The sequence below is a fragment of the Chryseobacterium sp. Leaf180 genome (assembly GCF_001424585.1).
GTDB lineage: Bacteria > Bacteroidota > Bacteroidia > Flavobacteriales > Weeksellaceae > Chryseobacterium.
The window spans coordinates 1290164-1313530 of record NZ_LMPJ01000001.1 but is presented as its reverse complement, the minus strand read 5'-3'; the positions used below and the strand labels follow the sequence as shown (position 1 = coordinate 1313530).

The window sequence follows — 23367 nt, the reverse complement described above, 5'->3', positions numbered from 1 at the left end:
ATGAACGACTACCAAAAAATACTCAGATTCGCCAAGCCTCACCGCAAATATATATACGGAAGTTTACTTTTTAATTTGATGTATTCTGTATTTCAGATTGCTTCATTAGGAACAATTTTACCGGTCTTGGGAATGCTTTTCGGAACCATAAAGCCAGAAAAGTACGAGTCGGCACCAGTTTATTCCGGAAATATCATTGATTTTTTTGCTTATTTAAAAGAATACGCCAACTATTACGTACAAACGCTCGTGTCAGATTATGGCTCACTGAAAGTGCTTGCGTGGCTATGCGTGATCACTTCTTTTATGTTTTTGCTGCGTAATCTCTTCAGATATTTGGGATCTTATTTACTTATTAATTACCGTGTCGGCGTTACCAAAGATCTTCGTGGTGAGATGTACCGTAAAATTCTCTCGTTGCCGGTTTCATTCTTTACAGAGAGCCGCAAAGGAGATTTGATGTCGAGAATGTCGAATGATGTTGGCGAAGTTGAAGGTAGTATTCTTGGAAGTCTTGTGGATCTGATTAATGCGCCGTTTATGCTGATCAGCACTTTGCTTACTTTATTTTTCCTGAGCCCTGAAATGACACTTTTCTCACTTCTCGTTTTGCCGGTCATGGGGACAATGATCGCGCTCATCGGGAAAAGTCTGAAAAAAGACTCCCAAGAGGCACAACATGAGATGGGAACTATTTTCTCAATCGTGGATGAAACGCTGAAATCAACCAAAGTCATTAAGATTTTCAGTGCCGAAAAAATTATGGATACGCGTTTTATGCAATCTATGCAGCGATGGATTAACAGTTCAATACGTCTTGGCAGAAAAAAAGAACTCGCTTCTCCGATGAGCGAATTTTTAGGTTCAGTCACTTTTTTAATCATAGCCTGGTACGGCGGAAAGCAGATTATTGTTGAACAGAGCATTTCTCCCGCAGATTTCCTGGTTTTCCTTGGGATTTTCTTCCAGATTCTGCCTCCGGTAAAAAGCTTGTCAAACTCCATATCCAGTGTACAGAAAGGTGAAGCTTCGTTGAAAAGAGTTTTGGAAATTTTGGATGCTGATGTGCGAATTGAAGAAGTTGCAGAGCCTGTTTCGATCTCAAATCTGAACAATCATATCGAATTTAAAGATATCGGTTTCTATTATGATAAATCGAATCTCATCCTTAAAAACTTCAGTTTAAATATTCCAAAAGGAAAAACCATAGCGCTTGTAGGGCAAAGCGGCAGCGGAAAAACCACAATCGCCAATCTTCTTGCCCGTTTTTACGATGTTTCGCAAGGCGCGATTCTTATTGATGGTGTTGATATCAAACATTTAAGACTGAAAGAATACCGCAAACTTCTCGGGATGGTGACGCAGGAATCGGTTCTTTTTAATGATTCTGTGTACAATAATATTTTGATGGGGAAACCTGATGCCACGCGTGAAGAAGTGATTGCAGCAGCAAAAATTGCCAACGCCGATCTTTTCGTCACTCAGCTTCCGGATGGTTACGACACAAATATTGGAGACGATGGCGGCAAACTTTCGGGCGGACAGAAACAGCGCGTTTCTATCGCAAGAGCTGTTCTGAAAAATCCACCGATCATGATTCTGGATGAAGCCACCTCGGCACTTGATACAGAATCTGAGAAATTTGTGCAGGATGCCCTTGAGAAAATGATGGAAAACCGTACTTCACTGGTCATCGCTCACCGACTTTCAACCATACAAAAAGCCGACTGGATTGTAGTGATGGAAAAAGGCGATATCGTAGAACAGGGAACACATCACGAGCTTTTAGCACAAAAAGGAACCTATCACAAACTTGTCGAACTTCAGAATTTTGACTAAATTTCTATTGAACTGATATGAATCCGCTGCAGGAATATTTTTTCAGAATTAAAGAGCCTGAAAGAATCATCCTTTTATATATCAGACAGCAGATTTTAGCATCAGATCCTGAAAACATCACAGAGACTTTAAGTTTCGGACTACCGTTTTTTAAGTTTAAAAAGAAAATGCTTTGCTATCTGTATTTCAGTAAAAAGCATGGCTTGCATTACATCAGTTTTTATCACGGAGACCGCATCAATCATCCACTACTTCTTAGCGAAGGCAGGAAAAAATTTAAAATTATGCTGCTTCATCCAGACAGAGATATTCCCATTGAGGATATTCATTCGATTTTAAATAAAGTAAAAGCTTGCATAAAATAGTCTTACCAGAAACAAAAAAGTGCGCAGCGAACAAACCGTCACAGCGCACAAAATTTTCTTTTTGCAATGAGGAAGCCTTCACTGCGTTTCAAAATTTAAAAAGTTATTTTCTAATGATTTTATGCTTAAACTGCGTTCCGTCTTGCAGTTCAACAGACATCACGTAAGTTCCACTCGGGTACGCACTGAAATCGATTTTTGAATCTTTACCGGAAAACAGTTTTCTTCCTTCCATATTGAAAACTTCCACCATTCTTATCTTTTCCTGTGCTTTAATGTTTACAAAGTCAGCCGTAGGATTGGGATAAATTGATACATCTATGGTCGAAACATCTTTCACAGCAAGAAGATTATTATTGCTCTGCATATATAGGGAAAGCACAATTCTTCCATCCTGCCCCACAAACTGCGCAGTAGGAACTTCATATTTTAAAGTATGAGCGCCACCGCTTAGAGATCCAACAGAAAAACTTCTGATCGGTACTGCATCTCCTGGGCACCAGTTATTCCAAGCCGTCCACCAGCCTTGAGTTTGCGCAGAACTGCCGTAAATTCCGTTTGGCTGCGTATTATACATTCTGTACGGTTCGCAAGATTTTCCTCCGGGCGTAAATGTCATCATCTGAGCATTATCGAGCGTAACGATATTCTGTCTGCGCACATATTCTTCACCGCCACTGTTGGCACCGTGCGGCGTTGTGGTAATAAAAAATTTTGCACTGCCTGTGCTTTGGTTTAAATTGAAATTTACCAGACGCACAGTTTGTCCGGGTTGATCCGTGTTGTTATAATTATTCAACTCATTAGAATCGAGCAATGGAAGAAGATTATTATATAAATTAGGAACTGCGGGATCGTTGTAAGTAACAAAATTTAAAGTTCCTGCAAAAACGTCATTTCGGTTGGCACAACCCGCAACCTGCGTATTGGCAGCATACGGCACACCAAAAACATCCAGTTCGATATAAATATCATACATATTTCGGATCGATGTGCTGCTGAAAACCGAGTATAAATTATCAACTTCAAAAGTGTAAGGAACCGAAGTCGGCGACACATTTTTATTCATAAACGGTGTAATGTAGCGGCCGATTTCTATGCGTTTTACATTCACATCACTCAGCGTGTACGAAACCTGATTTTTTGGAACCAATGCCAGATGTACGCCTCCAATTCTATCATAGTTGTCACAGAGTGCGCCAATTGTCACATTCATCTGAATTTTATTCTGAAAAGTATTCAGTTCCGCATCGGTAAGTTTCTTTGTGTAGCGGTAATTCGCCAGTCTCGTCACATTCGCAGGCGTAGAAGCTGTATTAGTCGTGGCATAACCATCATAAAACGTAATTTGCGAAAATACATTAATCGTTGTTTGCGCTGTGAATAAGTTAGAAATTAAAGGCAGAAACAGTAAAAGTTTTTTCATATTTATATTTTAATTAAGTGATTTTCAAATATCATATAAAAATACCATATCTGCAAGAAATAATTTACATATCCGTTTCAAACAAAAAAGAAGAACACTGCTGTTCTTCTTAATTATATCTCCTCAACTAAATTAATCTTTCATTTTTGCGATGATGTCGGTACCGCCTTTTGTTTTGTCACCGATTTTACATATAATCTCAGTATCCAGAGGAAGGAAAATATCCATACGCGAACCGAATTTGATGAAACCAAACTCGTGACCGGCTTTTGCCTGATCACCTTCTTTACAGTAAAAAACGATACGCCTTGCAACGTAACCCGCAATCTGTCTGAAGACCACTTTATGATGCGTGAGACTTTCTACTGCAACTGTTGTTCTTTCGTTTTCTGTGGAAGATTTTTCGTGCCAGGCAACAAGATATTTTCCGGGATGATATTTCTTATAAATCACATTCCCCGAAACAGGAAAACGGCAGATATGCACATTTAAAGGAGACATAAAAATAGAAATCTGAATAGATGGCTGCTTCAGAAACTCGGTTTCCACCACTTCTTTTATCATCACCACTTTACCGTCTACAGGTGCAATGACATTTTCTGTATGATCAAAAATATCGCGGTTCGGCACTCTGAAAAACCAGAAAACAAGACCGTAAATAAGCAACATCGGAACAATGATCAGCAGCGACCACATTTCGAGAAAATAGATCGAAGTGATGGCGATGGCAGCGAAAAGTACCGTTGCCACGATAATCGTCCCTTTCGATTCTTTGTGTAATTTCATTATATATTTATATAAGTTTTTCTAAAATAAAATAAAGATAAACGACCGGCACGCAGAGAATAAAACTGTCTAAACGGTCGAGCACGCCACCGTGTCCCGGCATAATGTTTCCGCTGTCTTTCACGCCAAAAGTACGTTTAAGCTGGCTTTCTACCAGATCACCCAGAGGAGCAAAGATAGCAATGAGAAAACCAACCACCATCCAGTTTCCGCGAAGCTGCGGCTGATACATTTCAACAAAATAAGACAATATCAAAGTAAGAATCACACCGCCGAAGTAGCCTTCCCAGGTTTTTTTAGGTGAAATTTTTGGCGCCATCTTATGCTTTCCTATGGTTCGCCCGACGATATAAGCGAAGGTATCGCTGCTCCAGATTAAGATGAATAGAAACAAAACTTCATACGAGAAAGTAGAATCGTAGGAAGTATATTTTGGTAATCCTAAAGCGAAAGAAAACGGCAAAGCCACGTAGATTACTGTGAAAATCAATTTACCGCTATCCACGTACAGTTCGCTGGCAAATTTAAATAAAGTAACAACGGCAATTCCGATCAGTGCAATCGCCAGAATTTCTGAAATCCTGAAATTAAAATAAAAATCGTGATAAAAAAATCTTTTAGAGAAAATATAAAAAACAACACCTACCAAAGGAAAAACAACCCATTTTTCGTAGCCGTTTCCGAACTTCATTATCTTAATACATTCCCAGGTTCCGACAATCAGAAAAAAACAGATTAAGCCGTAATACAGCTGATGCGGTTTTACAAGATCGGGAGAAACAGAGTTGATTAACTGAGCTCCGAATGGCGTTGTACAAAAAATAATAATGGCAGTGTAGACAATACCGGAAAGCGTTCTGAGAAGTAGATTTTTATCCAAAATAAATGGTTTAGAAATGAGATCAGTCTTCCAGAAGGAGCAAAAACAGTTTGGTATTGTTATTTGTCGCTGTATCGAGTTTAGAATGATTGCCGCTGATCGACGTAAGATTTTTAATATTTCCGGTGCGTTTTATTTTGCCCATCGCGTCATTCAGATTATTCACAATTTGCGAAACATTGGCCATAATAATAATCTTAGACGGCATTCTCGATGAGTGATAATGCAGAATATTGTTATGCGAAAGCATGATTCTTCCGTCATACGCAATCAGATATTCGCAGGTAATAAATGCGGCATCATTTGAAAGTTCAAGATCTTTGCTGAAAGGCACTTTCAAAACATTGAGAAAATTCTGCAGGTCTTTATCACAACAGAAAACCGAATTGATATCTTCGATCTTCAAAATCTGATTGAGAATCTGCAAAGCCTCAGCCTCGTCTGCACAGTAATTAAAAAACCCGCCTGAGTGTGTAAACAATTGTGCAAACTTGTAGTCGAGATCTGCATTTTTCAGCGAATCTCCAAGCTTCTCCAAACTCTGTTTTTCAGCCTCTTCAGGCTGATTGGTAAGTTTGCTGACAATTTTTTTGAATAAACTCAAGTTTTGTTTTTTTAGACAACTTTATACAAAAATAGAAAATAAATTATATTTGAATCGTATAATAAGCTGCAGATTATAAAAAAACCCGCCAATGCTGACATCGGCGGGCTTGTATTTGCAAATTTTGTTATAATTGAGTCGGACTTTCCGGTGCTACTACGGCACCTTCTTCCTCTTTCTCCATAATCGGGATTGCTCCTGTCACAGGTCTTTCCGTCAGTTCCGGATCCCAAGCACGTTCACCGAATATTTCTTCTAAATCTTCACGGAAAATAACTTCTTTTTCTAAAAGTTTTTTCGCTAAAGTATCCAGTTTATCTTTGTTTTCGGTCAGAATCTGCACCGCGCGATCATACTGGTTTTCAATAATCGCTTTAATCTCACGGTCTATTTTAGAAGCTGTTTCTTCAGAATAAGGCTTTCCGAAATTATATTCAGACTGACCAGAACTGTCGTAATAAGAAATATTACCGATGCTCGGACTCAAACCATATACCGTAACCATGGCCTGAGCACGTTTTGTTACCGTTTCAAGATCGGAAAGTGCACCGGTAGAAATATTATTAAATATCACCTGCTCAGCTGCTCTTCCGCCTAAAGTCGCGCACATCATATCAAGCATTTGCTCCGTTGTTGTCAGCTGACGTTCTTCCGGTAAATACCATGCAGCACCTAACGAGCGGCCTCTCGGAACAATCGTCACTTTCAACAAAGGCGAAGCGTGCTCTACCAACCATGAAATCGTCGCGTGACCTGCTTCATGATAAGCAACCCGCTTCTTTTCTGAAGGTTTAATGGCCATATTTTTCTTCTCAAGACCACCGATAATACGGTCAACCGCATCTAAGAAATCCTGTTTAGTAACTGATTCATGACTGTTTCTTGCAGCGATCAAAGCCGCTTCATTACATACGTTGGCAATATCTGCTCCAGAGAATCCCGGCGTTTGTTTAGCCAAAAATTCACGGTCTACATTATCATCAAGTTTAATTTTCTTCAAATGGACATCGAAAATCTCTCTTCTCTCATGAAGTTCAGGTAAATCTACATAAACTGAACGGTCAAATCTTCCTGCACGCATCAAAGCTTTGTCCAGAATATCTGCTCTGTTTGTCGCAGCCATTACGATTACGTTAACGTCAGTTCCAAAACCGTCCATTTCTGTAAGGAGCTGGTTCAAAGTGTTTTCACGTTCGTCATTACCGCCCGAAAAATTATTTTTCCCTCTTGCTCTACCGATCGCATCAATCTCATCAATAAAAATAATTGCCGGAGATTTCGCTTTCGCCTGAGCAAAAAGATCTCGCACTCTCGAAGCACCAACACCCACAAACATTTCAACGAAATCTGAACCTGAAAGTGAGAAGAACGGAACTTTAGCTTCACCAGCCACAGCTTTCGCCAATAAGGTTTTACCGGTTCCCGGAGGACCAACCAATAAAACTCCTTTTGGAATCTTACCACCAAGTTTCGTGTATTTTTCAGAATTTTTAAGGAAATCCACAACTTCCTGCACTTCTTCTTTTGCGCCTTCTAATCCTGCAACATCTTTAAAAGTGGTCTGGATTTTTTCTTTCTCGTCAAAAAGTTTTGCCTTAGATTTCCCAATCGAGAATATCTGTCCGCCAGGACCGCCACCGCTGCCCATTTTTCTGAAAAGAATAAAATAAAACAATCCCAAAATCGCAATCCAAACCAATGCCTGAAGCAAGAAACCAACTAATGGATTATCTCCTGCTGCATAATCTTTGGATGTTTTTATCTGTGGATTTTCCGCTTTTACTTTATCGAAATTCTGTAAAAATAACTGCAAATCGCCATATTTCAGAGTGTAGTCAGCTTTGTTAGCCGCCATTCCCATCCCAGGGAAACCTACACCTCTTTCTTCGGTTTTCGCCATACCCGATTTTGCCGCCGCAGTAAGAAAAACATCTGCCTTCTCTGCCTGCTTATCGATCATCACGCTTTTCACTTTGCCCGCCTGCATATCTCTGAAAAAAGCATCTTCATCAATACTTTTTGCCGAATTGTCACCCAAAAACGTGGATCCAAAAAACAGCAAAAGCGCTACTATCGTGATCGGAAAAAACCAGTTAAATCCTTTATTATTCATTTAAAAATTTTAAATTACATTTTCTACCTTGGTAATTTTTGCATCGCCCCAAAGTTCTTCGATGTCATAATACTCGCGCGTCTGCTTCTGGAAAATGTGCACCACTACGGTTACATAATCTACCAAAATCCAGAGCGCATTTTCTGTACCTTCTACATGCCAAGGCCTGTCCTGAAGCTCGTTCCGAACCTTTTTTTCTACAGCACCCGCAAGTGCAGAAACCTGAGTGTTTGAATTTCCGCTGCAGATGACAAATGTCTCTGCTACAGAGTTTTCGATGTTAGAAAGATCAAAAATCATGATGTCTTCTGCTTTTACATCCTGTAATGCCTCTATAATTTTATCTATTAAAGCCTGCTTTTCTGTCGTTTTGTTCATTAAAATATACTATAATCTGCAAATTTATTGTTTTTCTTTCACTTTAGGCTTACTTTTATCCGCTATAATTCTTAAAGTTTTCATAAATGAACCATCTGTTTTACAGCGATGAGTGCTCTTCTACTAATGACGAAATACATCAGTTTTTACTTTATCCGGAAGCAGATTTTATTGGTCTTTACACTTTTAACCAAAAAAGCGGCCGCGGACAGTACGGAAATACTTGGAAATCGCTGCCAGACGAGAATATCGCTTACTCTGTTGCTGTAAAAAAAGACCTTATTTCTGTGCCAGATTTGATGTTCAATTACTGTACCGCGATAGTTTTCAGAAACTGCATTGCCAATGTGACACAAAACCAAGTTTCTGTTAAATGGCCAAATGATTTAATTATAAATCATAAAAAAGTTGCCGGAATTTTAATTGAAAAAAAGAAAGTGAACGGCGAGTGGTATTTTATAGTGGGAATCGGCGTCAATGTTTTACAGAAAGATTACACAGAATTTCCGCAGGCAGGCTCGCTGTACACGCAGACACGGCAGATTTTTGAACTTAAAACTTTGATTCAGAATCTTCATCAGAGTTTCATTTCTTTTATTCTGAATTTTAAAAATGAAAACGAAATTTTAAAAGAATTTAATGAAAATCTTTACCGCAAAGATGAAATTTCGGTTTTTGAAATCGGCGGTGTGAGACAAAACGGCATCATCCGCAAAGCCTTACCTACTGGAGAACTGCTGATCGAACTCGAAGACGGCGAACGGAAATTTTATCACAAAGAGATCAAACTGCTTTACTGATTTGCCCTGCGGATATAAAGGAATAAGGTAAGCGGCAGAAAGATCATATTCGGAAGCCACATGGCGACTGCCGGCGAGAGAACTTTGTTCGCGGAAACGACCTTTAACGCTTCAAAAGAAAATACGAAAACGAAAGCAAGCGAAATACCGATCGCGAGGTTAATGCCAAGTCCGCCACGCTTTTTCTGTGAAGCAAGTGATAGTGCCAGAAACGTGAGAATAATGATAGAAACCGGCATTGAAGTCCGCTGATGAAGTTCGTTCAGGTGCGTATTGAGGTTGCTGTTTCCTTTTTCTTTTTCGCGGTTGATGAAATCGACCAGTTCAGGCGTTATTTTATTCTGACCAAGCAATTCGTTCGGGAAAAGCTCGTCAGGCGTCTGTTTATAATCTTTCAGCAACTCAAAACCCTGCCCGAGTTTCTCGGTGTCATCTTTATTAATGGTCTTTTCGAGGTAACCGTTTAAGACAAATTTCTTCTTCGCTGCATCCCAAAAAACATCATTGGCCTTAAGTTCATACAGCATTCTTCGGTTCTTATCAAATTTCTGAAAGACGAATCCGAAGCCGCGTTTTTCCCTTTTGTTCCAGGAATTAATAAAAATATATTCTGACCGGCTGAGCTGCGCAGAAACCGGGGCAATTCCCATGATTTTTTCCTTTTTTGTCGCGTTGTACGTATACGCTTCAAGTTCATTTTTCTTGGTATTTGCCCAGGGCAAAACGAGATGATTTACCGCCAAAGAAAGCAATGCGATAAATAGCGAAGTATACAAATAAGGTTTGGCAAAACGGTGAAAACTGGCTCCACTGCTGATGATGGCGACAATTTCTGTATTATTGGCAAGTCTCGAGGTAAAATAAATCACCGAGATAAAAACGAGAATTGAGAGAAAAGTAACGATGAGATTAATGATCCAAAACGGATAGAAGTGAATCAGAAAATAAGTCAGGTTCAGTTTAGGATCGAGTGCAGTCGCATTTTCAATTCTCGGAATTTTCTGCTGCACATCGATTACCAATACCACAATAGAAAGAAGAATCAGCATGAAACTGAAGGTTCCAAGATATTTTTTTACGATATATCTGTCTAAAATTTTCAGCATGATGCGCTACTCACTTTTTTGCAAATGTACTAAAGTCTCTGTCTCAAACGAGGCATTACTGAATCTTTCCACTGATAAAAATCGCCGGCGATAATGTGCTCGCGTGCCACTTTTACCAAATCTAAATAGAATGCCAGATTGTGTATTGAAGCAATTTGCTTGGCCAGATATTCTTTTGAAACGAAAAGATGACGCAGATAGGCTTTAGAATATTCGTGGTCTACGAAACTCGTTCCGAATTCGTCAAGCGGCGAAAAGTCTTTCTTCCACTTTTCGTTTTTAAGATTCATCACGCCGTTCCATGAGAATAAGGTCGCATTTCTTGCATTTCTAGTTGGCATTACGCAGTCCATCATGTCTATTCCAAGACCGATTGATTCCAGAATGTTCCATGGTGTTCCCACGCCCATTAAATAGCGCGGTTTTTCTTTAGGCAAAATATCCGTCACCTCATCGGTAATTCTGTACATTTCTTCTTCCGGCTCGCCCACAGAAAGTCCGCCAATCGCGTTTCCATCCGCACCGGAATCTGCAATGACCTGCGCTGAAATTTTTCTTAAATCTGAAAACGTCGATCCCTGCACAATCGGGAACAGGCGCTGTTTGTAACCATAGAGTTCTTTGTTTTCTTCAGTCCACTCGATGCAGCGTTTCAGCCATCGGTGGGTAAGTTCCATCGAAAGTTTCGCCTGATTGTATTCGCACGGATAGGCCACACATTCATCAAAAGCCATAAAAATATCGGCGCCGATCTGCCGCTGAATTTCCATTGATTTTTCCGGAGTGAAAAGATGATAACTTCCGTCAATATGTGACTTAAATTTGACACCTTCTTCAGACATTTTCCTGCTTTTCGAAAGCGAAAAAACCTGAAAACCGCCAGAGTCGGTAAGAATCGGCAAGTCCCAGTTCATAAATTTATGCAAACCACCGGCTTCCGTCATCACATCCATTCCCGGGCGAAGATAGAGGTGATAAGTGTTTCCTAAAATAATCTGCGCTTTTATGTCGTCTTTCAGCTCTCGCTGATGAACAGTTTTTACGCTGGCAACGGTTCCTACAGGCATGAAAATCGGCGTCTGCACCGTTCCGTGGTCGGTAACGAGTTCGCCGGCGCGCGCTTTTCCTTCGGTCGTTTTATGTATGGTGAAAAAATTATTCTGCATGATTTTATCTAATTAAAGCCGGCGCTCCTATTGGATTTCCTTTCAGCCGATCCTGAATAAATTTTTCGGCTTTCGGGTCTTTCTCGAGGAGTTTTTCCTGCGCTTCTTCTGTTATCTTCTTCATTTTCCGCTTCACAACGTAATATTTGTAACTCGCCAGAAAATCTTCCTGCTTTACATTGTGCGATTTCAAAATATATTTGGTTTCACTTTCAAGATCTTTGCCCTGATACGTGTAAATTACCTGTTCGGCTACTGCGAGATCAACCAGAATATCGGCCATCGTTGTCTTGTCGACCAGATTTTCAGGCTTCTCGATGTAATCGCTGCACGACGCAAGCATCATTAATAATGAAAGAATTAAAAACCTTTTCATAGCTTTCCTATCAGCGATTTCCATTTTAAATTTAAAACACCAAAAACAGCCTCGTGAATGATGCCGCCGTTCATTTTGCTTTCGCCCAGCTCACGGTTGGTAAAAATAATCGGCACTTCAACGATTTTAAAACCTTTTTTAAAGGTGCGGAATTTCATTTCAATCTGAAAACCGTAGCCTTTCAGGCGCACATTATCAAGACCGATTTCTTCTAAGACTCTTCGTGAGAAGCAGACAAAACCGGCCGTCGTATCGTGCACCGAAAGTCCGAGAATGAAACGCACATATTTTGAGGCAAAATAAGAGAGCAAAACCCTTCCCATAGGCCAGTTTACCACATTCACACCTTTAGAATAGCGCGATCCGACCGCCATATCGGCATTGAGACATGCATTAAAAAGTTTGGGTAAATCTTCCGGATTGTGAGAAAAATCGGCATCCATTTCAAAAATGTAGTCGTACTCGTTCTGCAAAGCCCAGCGGAAACCATGAATGTATGCTTTACCTAAACCGTCCTTCACTTTTCTGACGGAAAGGTGAAGTGTATGCGGAAATTCCTGCTGTAAATTCCGGACGATATCGCCCGTTCCATCTGGCGAAGAATCATCTACCACGAGAATGTGAAACGTATCTTCCAATGCAAAAACGGCAGAGATAATATTCGCGATATTTTCCTTTTCGTTGTATGTGGGGATGATAACGAGCTTTTTCATTTGAATGGGCAAAGATAGTTATTTTCAGCTTTTTGTTTTGAACAAAAAATAATCTTTAATTTTGCAAAAAAAGCACTTTGCCTTTACTACTACAAAGTTTTACCGACCAGCTGAGAATACCGGAAAATAACGACTGGGTGATTTTCATTCTCACCGGCTGCCTTTTTCTGTATATCTTTATGATGAATGTCGTGGAGCGTGAGGCCAATTTGCTTGATTTTCTGCTGCAAAAATTCTACGATGCCAGCAACAATTTCCCGAGCTGGATGATTACTTCAATGGTTACCGTACTTTCATTGGCAGTTTTGGTATCACAATATATTCCTACTGTTCCGAAGTTTGTTGCAGATTTGCAAGTTGCCGGTTTTCAGCTGAATAAAATAGGTTTTGCCGTCATCGCGATCAGCATTTTTTATCTGATACGTACGACTTTGGGATTTCTTCTTTATCACAGCATTGGCGACGGGAAAAAATGGGCGATATTTTATTTTACGTCGACCAAATTCCATTTTATTTTTACTTTTCTGGTGCTTATTCTGTGCGTAATGCACTACTACTTCCCGATTGATAAAAAAGAAGCATTTATCTATTATCTGGGATTTTTCGGATTGGTTTTTATTTTCAAGATTTTTTTCTATTTATTTCACAAGAACAAGGTATTACCACAAAAATGGTATTATAAATTTTTGTATATTTGCACCCTCCAAATTGCACCTCTGATGCTTCTTTGGAAGCTATTATTTTTTTAATACACGATAAGATGAGAATAAAGTCTATATTGGTTTCCCAGCCGGCGCCTAGTGAGTCTTCACCGTATCTGGAAATTGCGAAAAAGGAAAAAATAAAGATAGATTTCCGTCCGTTCATCCATGTAGAAGGAGTAGACAACAAAGAGCTCCGCACACAGAAAATAGATCTCAGTCACTTTACAGGCATTATTTTTACCAGTAAAAACGCAGTGGATCATTATTTCAGATTGGCCGAAGAGATGAGATTCGCCGTTCCGGATACGATGCGGTATATCTGCCAGTCTGAGGCGATTGCCAACTATCTTCAGAAACATATTGTTTACCGAAAAAGAAAAATCAGCTTTGGTGAGAAAAACTTTGCCGATCTTTTGCCTTTGTTTAAAAAATTTCCCTCAGAAAAATATCTTTTGCCTTCATCTGATGTTTTAAGTCCGGATATTACCAAAACACTTGATACCGCAAACGTCGACTGGACACGCGCTATCATGTACCGTACGGTTTGCAGCGATCTTACCGACATCAATATTGATGATTATGATATGTTGATATTTTTCAGTCCGCAAGGCATTAAATCGCTTCAGCAGAATTTCCCGAATTTTAAACAGGAAACTACGAAAATCGGTGTTTTTGGAAATACAACACTGGCAGCAGCCGAAGAAGCCGGCATTAAAGTTGACCTGATGGCTCCTACGAAAGAAACGCCTTCTATGACGATGGCACTCGAAAAATATATAAAAAGTCTGCACAAATAACTGCCGCTTTTTTAGCCTAAAAACCGTCTTTTCAGCACAGGAAAGATGGTTTTTTTTTAATTACATTTAAAAACAAGATTCCCAAATACTGATGAAAGCTCCAGAAGCATTAAAAATAGATAAAATCCTTACAATACACGGCGACACGCGCAATGATCCTTATTTTTGGATGAATGACCGCGAAAATCCTGAAGTGATAAAATACCTCAACGAAGAAAACGCTTACGCAGATGCGGTGATGAAAGACACTGAAGCGCTGCAGGAAGAACTGTACGAAGAAATGAAGGCGCGCTATAAGAAAGATGACGAGTCGATTCCGTATTTTTTTAACGGGTACTGGTACATCGTGCGATATGAAGAAGGAAAAGAATATCCGATTTTCTGCCGCCGTTTTCAGACGCTGGAAAATGCCGAAGAGATTATTCTCGATGTAAATATTCTTGCCGGTACGCACGAATATTTTGAAGTGGCAAGCGTAGCCACAAGCCCGGATAACAAACTCGTTTCTTTCTCTGAAGACAGCGTTGGGCGAAGAATTTATACTTTAAAGTTTAAAAATCTTCAAACCGGAGAATATCTTGGCGACGAAATAGAAAACACGACCGGAAAAGCCGTTTGGGCAAACGATAACGAGCATGTTTTTTACATCAGAAAAGATAAAAGTCTTCGTGCGTACAAAGTCTACCGCCACAGAATGGGCACAGATTCTTCTGAAGACGTTTTGATTTTCCATGAAAAAGATGACACATTTGACGTGAATGTTTTTAAAACAAAATCGCTTGAATATATTTTTCTGGCAAGCTCAAGTACGATTTCAGACGAGCATTATTTTATTCCGGCGGATGATGTTTTTACCGACTGGAAGGTGATTCAGCCGAGAATCGACGATCTCGAATATTCTGTTGAACATTACAAAGACGAATTTTATATTATCACAAACGCCGATGATGCTACGAATTTCAAACTTGTAAAAACGAAGATTGAAAACTGCACCATGGAAAACTGGGTGGATGTAATTCCGCACCGTGAAGAAGTTTTGCTGGAAGGCTTTGAGATTTTCAATGATTATCTCGTTTTGGAAGAGCGCGAAAGAGGTCTGCTTTACATTAAAATTATCCAAAATGCGACAGGAGAAGTTTTTAACATTCCGTTTACGGATCCTACATACACTGCATATATTGGTTTGAATCTCGAATTCAATACGGAGATTCTGCGTTTTGGTTATACTTCGCTCACCGTTCCAGGCTCGACGTATGAGTTTGATATGAAGAATAAAATCACACATCTTCTAAAGCAACAGGAAGTTTTGGGTGGGAAATTTTTGGCAGAAAATTATATTTCGGAAAGAATCTGGGCGCCTTCACGAGACGGAAATGAGCAGATTCCGGTTTCGCTGGTTTATCATAAAGACACGAAAAAATCTGCCGACACGCCGCTTCTCCTTTACGGCTACGGAAGCTACGGTCACACAGTTGACGCAACTTTTTCGAATGTCCGCCTTTCGCTTCTCGACCGTGGATTTATTTATGCTATCGCGCACATACGCGGCGGTGAATATTTAGGAAGAGAATGGTACGAGGACGGCAAAATGCTGTTTAAGAAAAATACTTTTTACGATTTTATTGATGCAGGAAAATATTTAATACAGGAAAATTATACATCATCAAAACATCTGTACGCTATGGGCGGAAGCGCTGGAGGACTTTTGGTTGGCGCTGTCGTAAATTTGGAGCCAAAACTTTTTAACGGAATTGTAGCACAGGTGCCATTTGTAGATGTTGTGACGACGATGCTCGATGAAACCATTCCGCTCACGACCGGCGAATACGACGAATGGGGAAATCCGAATGACGAAGAATATTATTTTTACATGAAAGAATATTCGCCGTACGACAATGTGGAAGCCAAAGAATATCCGCATATGCTTATCACGACAGGACTTCACGATTCTCAGGTGCAATACTGGGAACCCGCGAAATGGACAGCGAGATTGCGCGAAATGAAAACCGACGACAATCTTTTGGTTTTCAAAACCGATATGAGTGCCGGTCACGGCGGCGCCAGCGGAAGATTTGAATCTTTGAAGGAAGATGCTTTGGAATTTGCATTTCTTTTAAAAATTGACGGAAAAATTTAGAACCACTTTATTAATTATTTAAAGTTAATGATGACAGAATCAGAATACTGGAAAAAAATACAGGAGTTTTTTATCGAAAATTTTGAAACGGAAAAAGACGCGCCAATCGAAACGTATCTTTTCCTGATCGGACTTCAGGAACTGGGAAGCGGAAAGCAGAAATACACCAAAGATGACAAACTGAATATCCTGCACATCGCAGTTTGCCGACTTTTGGAACCTTTCGGATATTACAAATTTTCGCATTACGATGACGACGGATATCCGCACTTTGATCAGCTGGAAGATTTGCCGGAACTGAAGCCTAACGAACAGCAGCTTTTAATGAAAAAAGCGATCATACAGTATTTCCAGGATGAGGAATTACTTTAACAGAATTTGGCAAATTACATAAAAGGAAGGCAGATAGCTTTCCTTTTTTGGTTTGAATCAATCTCTGGTCAAACCTTTTTCGTAAATATTTGTTAAAAATATTATTTTTAAGAATAATAAACCATTTCTATGGCTGGATATTTGTTTATTTGTTCTTAAAATATTTCATTTTAACATTTATCAAAGAATCTAAATGGTAATGAATAACAGATTCATCCCGATTATTTCGGTGTTTATGACCATCTCACTGATCGTTTTTGTAACGCTTCAGTTTTATTGGCTGAAAGGATATTACGGCGCTCTGGAGCAGGAATTTTCCAATAAAGTTTTCACAGCATTAGAAAATACTTCAAAGCGTGTGTCTGAGATTGAAATTGATAAATATTTGAATCAAAACAACAGCAATTTTAGAAATAATATTCTCGCAAACAGCGATCAGCCCTCGCTTACGACGATTCAGCAGGTTGAAGATTCGGGTAAGCAGCGCTCGATTATATATTCTAAAAATTTAATTGAAAAAAAACAGCTTCCGATCTCAAAAAGGGGTGATTCTTTGAGTCTGACAACACTTTGGACAGACGAAGCGGCGTATAGAATTCAACGTGATACGACCAAACGTTCCGAACTGACGACAGAACTCAATCAGGATATTCAGAATGGCGATTACAGCATGAAAGAGTTTGTAAAAGTCGTTGGGAACAATCTTCCGATTTCCAAACGTGTCGACCGCAAAATTTTAGATTCCATTCTGACCAAAGAACTGGCGATGAAAGGTATTTCGGTAAAATTTGGCTACGGAATTACCGATAAAAATAATAATGTGACCGCTGTTGCCAACAGTATTTTTAAGGAAACTAAAAACACGGGAACCTATTCTTATCCGCTTTTTACCGACACCAAAGACCGCACATTATATACTCTGGCACTTACTTTTCCTGAAAAAGGATACTCTCTCGCTATGAACAACTGGCCGATGCTTCTCGGAACTTTTCTCTCGCTGCTGACGATTTTGGGCATTTATATTATCTCCATTAATTATATGATGCGGCAGAAAAAAATCGCGGAAATCAAAACCGACTTTATCAATAATATGTCGCACGAGTTTAAAACTCCGTTGGCGACGATCAGTGTCGCAACAGATTCTTTAGCGAATGACATTATAGCGACCAATCCGGATAAAGTTAAATACTATTCCACGCTCATTAAACAGGAAAATTTAAGGATGAAAAAGCAGGTCGAGAACGTGCTGAATATGTCTAAACTGGAGCGAAACGAGGTAAAATTATTTTTAAAAGAAACTAATGTGCGCGAACTGATCAAAAGGACCACTGAATCTTTTAATCTCATTGTAACACAGAGAAACGGCACACTGACGCAGGAATTTAATGCTTCGAAATACGTCTTTAAGATAGATGAATTTCACATTTCGAATATGCTGGTGAATCTTCTTGATAATGCCAATAAATACAGTCAGGAAACACCTGAAATTTCAGTTAAAACACGTAATGAAGGCAATTGGTACGTAATCGAAATTGCCGACAAAGGAATGGGTATGGAAACTGAGAACAAAACCAAAATTTTTGAGAAATTTTTCCGGGAAGAAACCGGGAATATTCATAATGTAAAAGGTCAGGGACTTGGTTTGTCTTACGTGAAAAAAATTATCGAACTGCATAAAGGTCAGGTGATTGTGAACTCTAAAAAAGACGAAGGAAGTACATTTATCATTAAACTTCCGATGGTATAAAAACAAATTTTAACCTTAAAAAATAAACGATGAGCAACAGAATATTATTAGTAGAAGATGACCAGAGTTTTGGCGCTGTACTGAAAGATTACCTCATGATCAACAATTTCGACGTGACATTGGCGACCGATGGCGAAATGGGTTTGAAAGAATTTACCGAAAACGACTTTGACATTTGCATTTTTGACGTGATGATGCCTAAAAAAGATGGTTTTTCATTAGCTGAAGATGTAAAGAAAATTGATAAAAACACGCCGATTATCTTTCTCACCGCAAGAAATATGCGAGAAGATATTTTAAAAGGTTATCAGCTGGGCGCCGACGATTATATCACAAAACCATTTGATACTGAGCTGCTTTTATATAAAATCAAAGCGATTTTACAGAGAAGTTCAACTTTGGAAAACGAAGAGCAGGAGCAGTTTAAAATCAGCAATATTTTCTTTGATTCTATGCTGCGACAACTTCGTGTAGGCGATAACGAATATAAATTATCACCAAAAGAAAACGAACTTCTGAAACTTTTGTGCCTGCACAGAAACGATTTTATGCCGAGAGATTTGGCTTTAAGAAAAATCTGGAAAAAAGAAAATTACTTCACCGCAAGAAGTATGGATGTATATATTGCCAAACTCCGTAAACTTCTGAAAGAAGACGATGGTCTGGAAATTATCAACGTTCACGGCGAAGGTTTCAGGCTTTTGGTAAAAAACTGATTTTTAAGATTTAATATTAATAACAAATTAGCAAGGCATTTCAAAATGTTTTGCTAATTTTGTTTTATAAGTTTATTATCATCATGAAAAATATATTTCTCTCCGCCACATTGTTGTCTCTAGCCTTCGTTTCGTGTAAAAAAGATGAGAAACCAACATATTTAGACGATAAAGATGCGGTGGCCAGTCTAGGAAACATGCCTAATCAGCCATCAAAAACAGCTTTGCTTGATCAGGCAGGAATTTCAACCTCAACTGCACAAAGCGGAGCAACGATGGTGACTGCACAGGGAATGAATCCGCCGCATGGCCAGCCGGGACACCGATGTGATATTCCTGTAGGGCAACCGCTAAACGGAGCTGTGCCGCAACCACAGACAGCAGATACACAAAACATGACAGTTCCTGCAAACAATGCGGTACAGATTGATCCTAATTCAGTTTCGCCTGGAAAAATTGCTGTCGATCAAAGCGGAAAACAGATAAAAACCGCCCCAGGAATGAATCCGCCACATGGTCAGCCTGGTCACAGATGTGATATCCCTGTCGGACAACCGTTAAACAGCAAGCCTGCTGCTGCAGCAACTCAGACAGTACAGCCTGCTGCTAATCCACAACCTGCTCAACCTCAGCAAGCCGTGGCGAATACTGGCCCAAAACCAAAAACAAATCCTGCACACGGCGAGCCTTGGCATGATTGCGCTAAGCAAGTTGGAGCGCCTTTATAGATTTCATGAAATTCTGATCAGAAATATTTTTTTATTACAATTGTCTACAGTTTTCACTCAGCAACTATTAAACAGTCCAAAAGATTTACTGATTTTAATACAGGCAGTACTTGAGTTTTCTGGATTCTATTTATTTGAGCAGAATATATCTCAATTAAAAATATTTACAGACGGCTATCGGAGGTGTGCTGAACTAAATATATACGTCTGATAAATTCTGATGTACTCGACAATTTCAATCAATATCTTTTTACAGAGTTTGGGAAAGAGCAGCAAACACCGTTGGGCTATTATGATTTTTCTTCACTGAATTTATCTGATACGGAGAAATTTAATTTATTCAAACAAATATTTAATAAATTTATTAACGACAATAATATTCATTCTAAATTAGTCAATTAATCTTAAATTTTCTACATTTGCATCTGTGAAACACCTTCAGACTTTATTAATTATCTTTTGCCTTGGAATCTTCTTGATTCCGAAGGATAATTTCTATGCTCAGGCTTCACAGGAAAGCTGCTGCAAGACCTCATCTTCGTCTTCTTGTTGCGAAAAAAACTCAAATAAGGACCATCATTCAAATGATTCCGGGAAAAGCAACAAATCGTGTACCGACGACTGTTGCTCTTTCTGCATGACGTGTCACACCTTTATTCAAAACAGTTTCGCAAAAAAATCTTTCTGGAATTTTCACTTTATCGAAAAAGCTGAGAAAAACTACGCTCAATACACAAATCCTTATGTTTCTAACAGTTTAAAAAAGATCTGGCAACCGCCAAAATTAGCTTAAATAATATGTAAAACCCACTAATAGTCAGTCGGGGAACTTTTATTTAATCTAAATTTTAAACTCATGAAATTACTGATCACCAAGATTCTTCTTGGAGCATTTATCTTATTTAATATTTTACTTTCTGCACAAAATCTTTCTAAAAACCAGTTTCAGGTAAAAGGAAACTGCGAAATGTGCAAAGAACGCATCGAGTCTACCGCAAAAAAAGCAGGTGCGTCAGCAGCGCGCTATTCGGTTGATACACAAACGCTGACCATCGAAATCGCAGAAGGAGTTTCGCCGGAAAACATTCTGAAAAAAGTAGCTGAAGCCGGACACGACAATGAAAAATTCCGGTCTGACGATGATGTTTACGCAAAACTTCCGGGTTGCTGTCATTATGAACGTGAAACAAAAACAGAAACTGACAACGCTTTAACGGTGGTTTCTGAAAAGAAAGCCAATGAGTTTTATGTAAAAGGAAACTGCGAATCCTGCAAAAAGCGTATTGAAAAAGCCGCGAAAGATGCCGGTGCAAACGCCGCAGAATGGAATGCCGAAACGCAGAAAGTGACACTGGATTTTGATCCGGCAAAAACTTCTTCAGATAAAATTTTAAAGAAAATCGCGGAGGTTGGTCACGATAATGAAAAGTACAAGGCGGAAAAAAGTGTCTACGACAAACTCCCAGGCTGTTGTCTGTACGACCGTGAAAGTCCATTAGGCGAAAATACAAAAGTGCATTCTGATGTTGTTTCGAATTCAAACAGCGGACAAATGCCTAATCATGAAGGTCATGAAAATCACGACGGAAATTCGGAAGCGAAATCAATCGAAGGCGTAACGGTGATTGCCAACAAAGCAGCAACAGCGATTAGCAAAAAAGATGCGGCGCTCGTTTTTAACATCGATTCGAAAGAGCTTTTGAAAGCCGCCTGCTGTAATCTCTCCGAGAGTTTTGAAACGAATGCGACGGTTGATGTTTCGTTCAGCAATGCGGTGACAGGCACAAAACAGCTGAAAATGCTCGGCCTAGATCAGAAATATACAAGTCTTACGAAAGAACTATTACCGGAAATCCGTGGGATTGCTTCTGCATACGGATTAAATTTAATTCCAGGAAGATGGATTGAAAGTATTCAGCTGACAAAAGGAGGAAGTACTGTGACGAACGGCTATGAAAGTATCACCGGACAAATCAATACCGAGCTCATTAAACACGCTGAAAAATCTGAAACAACACTGAATCTTTTTGCCGATTTCAACGGTCGTGCTGAAGCCAACATTACTCATGTAGAACCGATCAACGAACACTGGACGCAGACTTTTCTTCTTCACGGAAACGGAACTTTTGGCGATACCGATATGAATGATGACACATTTCTTGACCGTCCAAAAGGCACTCAAATCAACGCCGCATATTTGCTTAATTATAATGATCTCGGGCATTCAGGTTTGGGATCTCACTTCGGGATGAATTACGTGAAAGATGAACGGACAGCCGGACAGATCGGTTTCAATAAGAAACTTCCGCAGGACAAACAAACGCCTTATGGCGTAGGAATCGATATCTCAAGGTTTCAGGTTTGGAATAAAACAGGCTATGTTTTTAAAGGAAAACCGTATCAGAGTTTGGGTTGGATGAATCAGTATGTGTATCATCAGCAGGACAGTTTTTTCGGTTTGAGAAACTACAGCGGTCAACAGCAAACCTATTATTCAAACCTGATTTTTGAAAGCATTATCGGAAACACCAATCACAAATACAAAGCTGGCGCGAGTTTCATGTATGATGGTTTTAAAGAAAATTACCTGACGAATAATTTTAAAAGAAACGAAATTGTGCCCGGAATTTTTGCTGAGTACACTTTGACCGGTTTAAAATATACTCTCGTTGCGGGTGCAAGAGCCGATTTTCACAATTTGGCAGGTACACAGTTTACGCCGAGACTTAATTTTAAATATGATTTTACGCCGCAGACTATTTTACGACTTTCTGCGGGAAGAGGTTTCCGTACGGCGAATATTTTTGCCGAAAACCAGCAGTATTTTGCTTCAAACAGAACAATTAATATCGTACAGAATGGTGGTAATATCTACGGTTTGAGACCGGAAATTGCCTGGAATTATGGCGCAAGCCTTCAGCAGGAATTTAAAATTTTCGGAAGAAAATCTACATTGATGGCTGATTTTTTCAGAACCGATTTTCAGGATCAGGTATTGGCAGATCTAGACCGCTCGCCGCAACAGCTTGTCTTTTATAATCTGAACGGGAAATCTTTTGCCAATTCTTTACAGACACAGTTTGATTTTTCACCAGTTAAAAACTTTGATGTGCGCTTAGCTTATAAATATTACGACGTGCAGGCAGATTATGCCGATAGCCGTCGTCAGGTGCCTTTTATGGCAAAGCACAGAGGTTTTGTGAATCTCGCGTACGCGACCAATAAAAATACAAACGGTGGATTCTGGAGTTTTGATACAACATTAAATATTGTAGGAAAACAGCGTTTACCAATCACAGCAAGCAATCCTGCGGAATTTCAGCTTCCGGCAAATTCGCCATCTTATGCAGTTTTAAATGCCCAGATTTCCAAAAACTTTAATCAGAAATTCAGAGTGTACTTGGGTGGAGAAAACCTGACTTCATACTCGCAGGAAAATGCAATTGTAGATTTTAGAAATCCTTTCGGAAATTATTTTGACGGCGGAATGGTCTATGCACCGATTATGAAAGCAAATGTTTACGTCGGCGTTGATGTGAGTTTTTAAATAGAATTTGTGGATGACAATCATTTTTAACGAAATTTATAATGATGTGGCATTAGATTTTCTATTA

The 23367-nt window shown here is 39.4% G+C and carries 22 protein-coding genes; 12 read left to right on the top strand and 10 right to left on the bottom strand.

The features are described from left to right. Nucleotides 1-1839, top strand: coding sequence for an ABC transporter ATP-binding protein (locus ASG01_RS06160; RefSeq protein WP_055861416.1), 1839 nt, complete (start codon nt 1-3; stop codon nt 1837-1839). 17 nt (nt 1840-1856) lie between these two features. Then, nucleotides 1857-2204 carry a DUF1801 domain-containing protein gene (locus ASG01_RS06155; RefSeq protein ID WP_055861413.1) on the top strand — a complete coding sequence of 116 codons (348 nt, stop codon included), beginning with the start codon at nt 1857-1859 and terminating at the stop codon, nt 2202-2204. A gap of 103 nt (nt 2205-2307) precedes the next feature. Here ASG01_RS06155 and ASG01_RS06150 read toward each other — a convergent pair whose 3' ends face one another. From ASG01_RS06150 to rsfS, 6 genes are all read right to left on the bottom strand, one after another. Continuing rightward, a complete protein-coding gene (locus ASG01_RS06150; RefSeq protein ID WP_055861410.1) occupies nt 2308-3630 on the bottom strand; it encodes a peptide-N-glycosidase F-related protein in 1323 nt (440 codons plus the stop codon). 132 nt (nt 3631-3762) lie between these two features. After that, a complete protein-coding gene (locus ASG01_RS06145; protein ID WP_055861407.1) occupies nt 3763-4416 on the bottom strand; it encodes a phosphatidylserine decarboxylase family protein in 654 nt (217 codons plus the stop codon). A gap of 7 nt (nt 4417-4423) precedes the next feature. Next, nucleotides 4424-5296: a phosphatidate cytidylyltransferase gene (locus tag ASG01_RS06140; protein WP_055861404.1), complete on the bottom strand. Its 873-nt coding sequence runs from the start codon at nt 5294-5296 to the stop codon at nt 4424-4426. 22 nt (nt 5297-5318) lie between these two features. After that, on the bottom strand, nt 5319-5900 hold the full coding sequence (locus tag ASG01_RS06135; RefSeq protein ID WP_055861401.1) for an LUD domain-containing protein: 582 nt from the start codon (nt 5898-5900) through the stop codon (nt 5319-5321). Nucleotides 5901-6027: 127 nt separating this feature from the next. Beyond that, a complete protein-coding gene (ftsH, locus tag ASG01_RS06130; protein WP_055861400.1) occupies nt 6028-8013 on the bottom strand; it encodes an ATP-dependent zinc metalloprotease FtsH in 1986 nt (661 codons plus the stop codon). A 9-nt stretch (nt 8014-8022) separates the two neighbouring features. Next, nucleotides 8023-8391 (bottom strand): ribosome silencing factor, encoded by a 369-nt coding sequence (rsfS, locus tag ASG01_RS06125; RefSeq protein WP_055861396.1) that lies wholly within the window; start codon nt 8389-8391, stop codon nt 8023-8025. A gap of 86 nt (nt 8392-8477) precedes the next feature. On the opposite strand from rsfS, the gene ASG01_RS06120 reads away from it, so the two are divergent. Beyond that, nucleotides 8478-9191, top strand: coding sequence for a biotin--[acetyl-CoA-carboxylase] ligase (locus tag ASG01_RS06120; protein ID WP_055861393.1), 714 nt, complete (start codon nt 8478-8480; stop codon nt 9189-9191). On the opposite strand, the gene ASG01_RS06115 is transcribed toward ASG01_RS06120, so the two are convergent. The 4 genes from ASG01_RS06115 to ASG01_RS06100 are packed head-to-tail and all read right to left on the bottom strand — an operon-like array spanning nt 9185 to nt 12552. After that, entirely contained in the window at nt 9185-10294 is a 1110-nt protein-coding gene (locus ASG01_RS06115; RefSeq protein ID WP_055862223.1) for an LptF/LptG family permease, read from the bottom strand. The two genes, ASG01_RS06120 and ASG01_RS06115, sit on opposite strands and share 7 nt — an antisense overlap. A gap of 32 nt (nt 10295-10326) precedes the next feature. After that, nucleotides 10327-11463 (bottom strand): tRNA guanosine(34) transglycosylase Tgt, encoded by a 1137-nt coding sequence (gene tgt, locus ASG01_RS06110; RefSeq protein ID WP_055861391.1) that lies wholly within the window; start codon nt 11461-11463, stop codon nt 10327-10329. 4 nt (nt 11464-11467) lie between these two features. After that, a complete protein-coding gene (locus ASG01_RS06105; protein WP_055861386.1) occupies nt 11468-11839 on the bottom strand; it encodes a DUF4296 domain-containing protein in 372 nt (123 codons plus the stop codon). Beyond that, nucleotides 11836-12552, bottom strand: coding sequence for a polyprenol monophosphomannose synthase (locus tag ASG01_RS06100; protein WP_055861383.1), 717 nt, complete (start codon nt 12550-12552; stop codon nt 11836-11838). Before ASG01_RS06100 ends, ASG01_RS06105 begins: the two co-directional genes overlap by 4 nt. Nucleotides 12553-12629: 77 nt before the next feature. On the opposite strand from ASG01_RS06100, the gene ASG01_RS06095 reads away from it, so the two are divergent. From ASG01_RS06095 to ASG01_RS06055, 9 genes are all read left to right on the top strand, one after another. After that, a complete protein-coding gene (locus tag ASG01_RS06095; RefSeq protein WP_055861381.1) occupies nt 12630-13301 on the top strand; it encodes a DUF4271 domain-containing protein in 672 nt (223 codons plus the stop codon). A gap of 11 nt (nt 13302-13312) precedes the next feature. Further along, nucleotides 13313-14053, top strand: coding sequence for a uroporphyrinogen-III synthase (locus tag ASG01_RS06090; RefSeq protein WP_055862221.1), 741 nt, complete (start codon nt 13313-13315; stop codon nt 14051-14053). Nucleotides 14054-14144: 91 nt separating this feature from the next. Next, nucleotides 14145-16190 (top strand): S9 family peptidase, encoded by a 2046-nt coding sequence (locus tag ASG01_RS06085; protein WP_055861375.1) that lies wholly within the window; start codon nt 14145-14147, stop codon nt 16188-16190. 27 nt (nt 16191-16217) lie between these two features. Next, nucleotides 16218-16562, top strand: coding sequence for a hypothetical protein (locus ASG01_RS06080; RefSeq protein WP_055861374.1), 345 nt, complete (start codon nt 16218-16220; stop codon nt 16560-16562). A gap of 199 nt (nt 16563-16761) precedes the next feature. Further along, a complete protein-coding gene (locus ASG01_RS06075) occupies nt 16762-18309 on the top strand; it encodes a sensor histidine kinase (protein WP_055862219.1) in 1548 nt (515 codons plus the stop codon). A gap of 29 nt (nt 18310-18338) precedes the next feature. After that, entirely contained in the window at nt 18339-19025 is a 687-nt protein-coding gene (locus ASG01_RS06070; RefSeq protein WP_055861372.1) for a response regulator transcription factor, read from the top strand. 83 nt (nt 19026-19108) lie between these two features. Beyond that, a complete protein-coding gene (locus ASG01_RS06065; RefSeq protein WP_055861370.1) occupies nt 19109-19753 on the top strand; it encodes a hypothetical protein in 645 nt (214 codons plus the stop codon). A 427-nt stretch (nt 19754-20180) separates the two neighbouring features. Then, nucleotides 20181-20546: a hypothetical protein gene (locus ASG01_RS06060; RefSeq protein ID WP_238584505.1), complete on the top strand. Its 366-nt coding sequence runs from the start codon at nt 20181-20183 to the stop codon at nt 20544-20546. 63 nt (nt 20547-20609) lie between these two features. Further along, a complete protein-coding gene (locus ASG01_RS06055; protein ID WP_082498294.1) occupies nt 20610-23300 on the top strand; it encodes a TonB-dependent receptor domain-containing protein in 2691 nt (896 codons plus the stop codon). Nucleotides 23301-23367 lie beyond the last annotated feature (67 nt).

What these genes read in the sequence shown, in the direction of transcription:
- ASG01_RS06090 (WP_055862221.1), top strand. Translation starts at nt 13,313, where the DNA reads ATGAGAATAAAGTCTATATTGGTTTCCCAGCCGGCGCCTAGTGAGTCT.
- ASG01_RS06105 (WP_055861386.1), bottom strand. Translation starts at nt 11,839, where the DNA reads ATGAAAAGGTTTTTAATTCTTTCATTATTAATGATGCTTGCGTCGTGC.
- ASG01_RS06070 (WP_055861372.1), top strand. Translation starts at nt 18,339, where the DNA reads ATGAGCAACAGAATATTATTAGTAGAAGATGACCAGAGTTTTGGCGCT.
- tgt (WP_055861391.1), bottom strand. Translation starts at nt 11,463, where the DNA reads ATGCAGAATAATTTTTTCACCATACATAAAACGACCGAAGGAAAAGCG.
- ASG01_RS06155 (WP_055861413.1), top strand. Translation starts at nt 1,857, where the DNA reads ATGAATCCGCTGCAGGAATATTTTTTCAGAATTAAAGAGCCTGAAAGA.
- ASG01_RS06145 (WP_055861407.1), bottom strand. Translation starts at nt 4,416, where the DNA reads ATGAAATTACACAAAGAATCGAAAGGGACGATTATCGTGGCAACGGTA.
- ASG01_RS06160 (WP_055861416.1), top strand. Translation starts at nt 1, where the DNA reads ATGAACGACTACCAAAAAATACTCAGATTCGCCAAGCCTCACCGCAAA.
- ASG01_RS06065 (WP_055861370.1), top strand. Translation starts at nt 19,109, where the DNA reads ATGAAAAATATATTTCTCTCCGCCACATTGTTGTCTCTAGCCTTCGTT.
- ASG01_RS06075 (WP_055862219.1), top strand. Translation starts at nt 16,762, where the DNA reads ATGAATAACAGATTCATCCCGATTATTTCGGTGTTTATGACCATCTCA.
- ftsH (WP_055861400.1), bottom strand. Translation starts at nt 8,013, where the DNA reads ATGAATAATAAAGGATTTAACTGGTTTTTTCCGATCACGATAGTAGCG.
- rsfS (WP_055861396.1), bottom strand. Translation starts at nt 8,391, where the DNA reads ATGAACAAAACGACAGAAAAGCAGGCTTTAATAGATAAAATTATAGAG.
- ASG01_RS06150 (WP_055861410.1), bottom strand. Translation starts at nt 3,630, where the DNA reads ATGAAAAAACTTTTACTGTTTCTGCCTTTAATTTCTAACTTATTCACA.
- ASG01_RS06085 (WP_055861375.1), top strand. Translation starts at nt 14,145, where the DNA reads ATGAAAGCTCCAGAAGCATTAAAAATAGATAAAATCCTTACAATACAC.
- ASG01_RS06055 (WP_082498294.1), top strand. Translation starts at nt 20,610, where the DNA reads ATGAAATTACTGATCACCAAGATTCTTCTTGGAGCATTTATCTTATTT.
- ASG01_RS06080 (WP_055861374.1), top strand. Translation starts at nt 16,218, where the DNA reads ATGATGACAGAATCAGAATACTGGAAAAAAATACAGGAGTTTTTTATC.
- ASG01_RS06100 (WP_055861383.1), bottom strand. Translation starts at nt 12,552, where the DNA reads ATGAAAAAGCTCGTTATCATCCCCACATACAACGAAAAGGAAAATATC.
- ASG01_RS06120 (WP_055861393.1), top strand. Translation starts at nt 8,478, where the DNA reads ATGAACCATCTGTTTTACAGCGATGAGTGCTCTTCTACTAATGACGAA.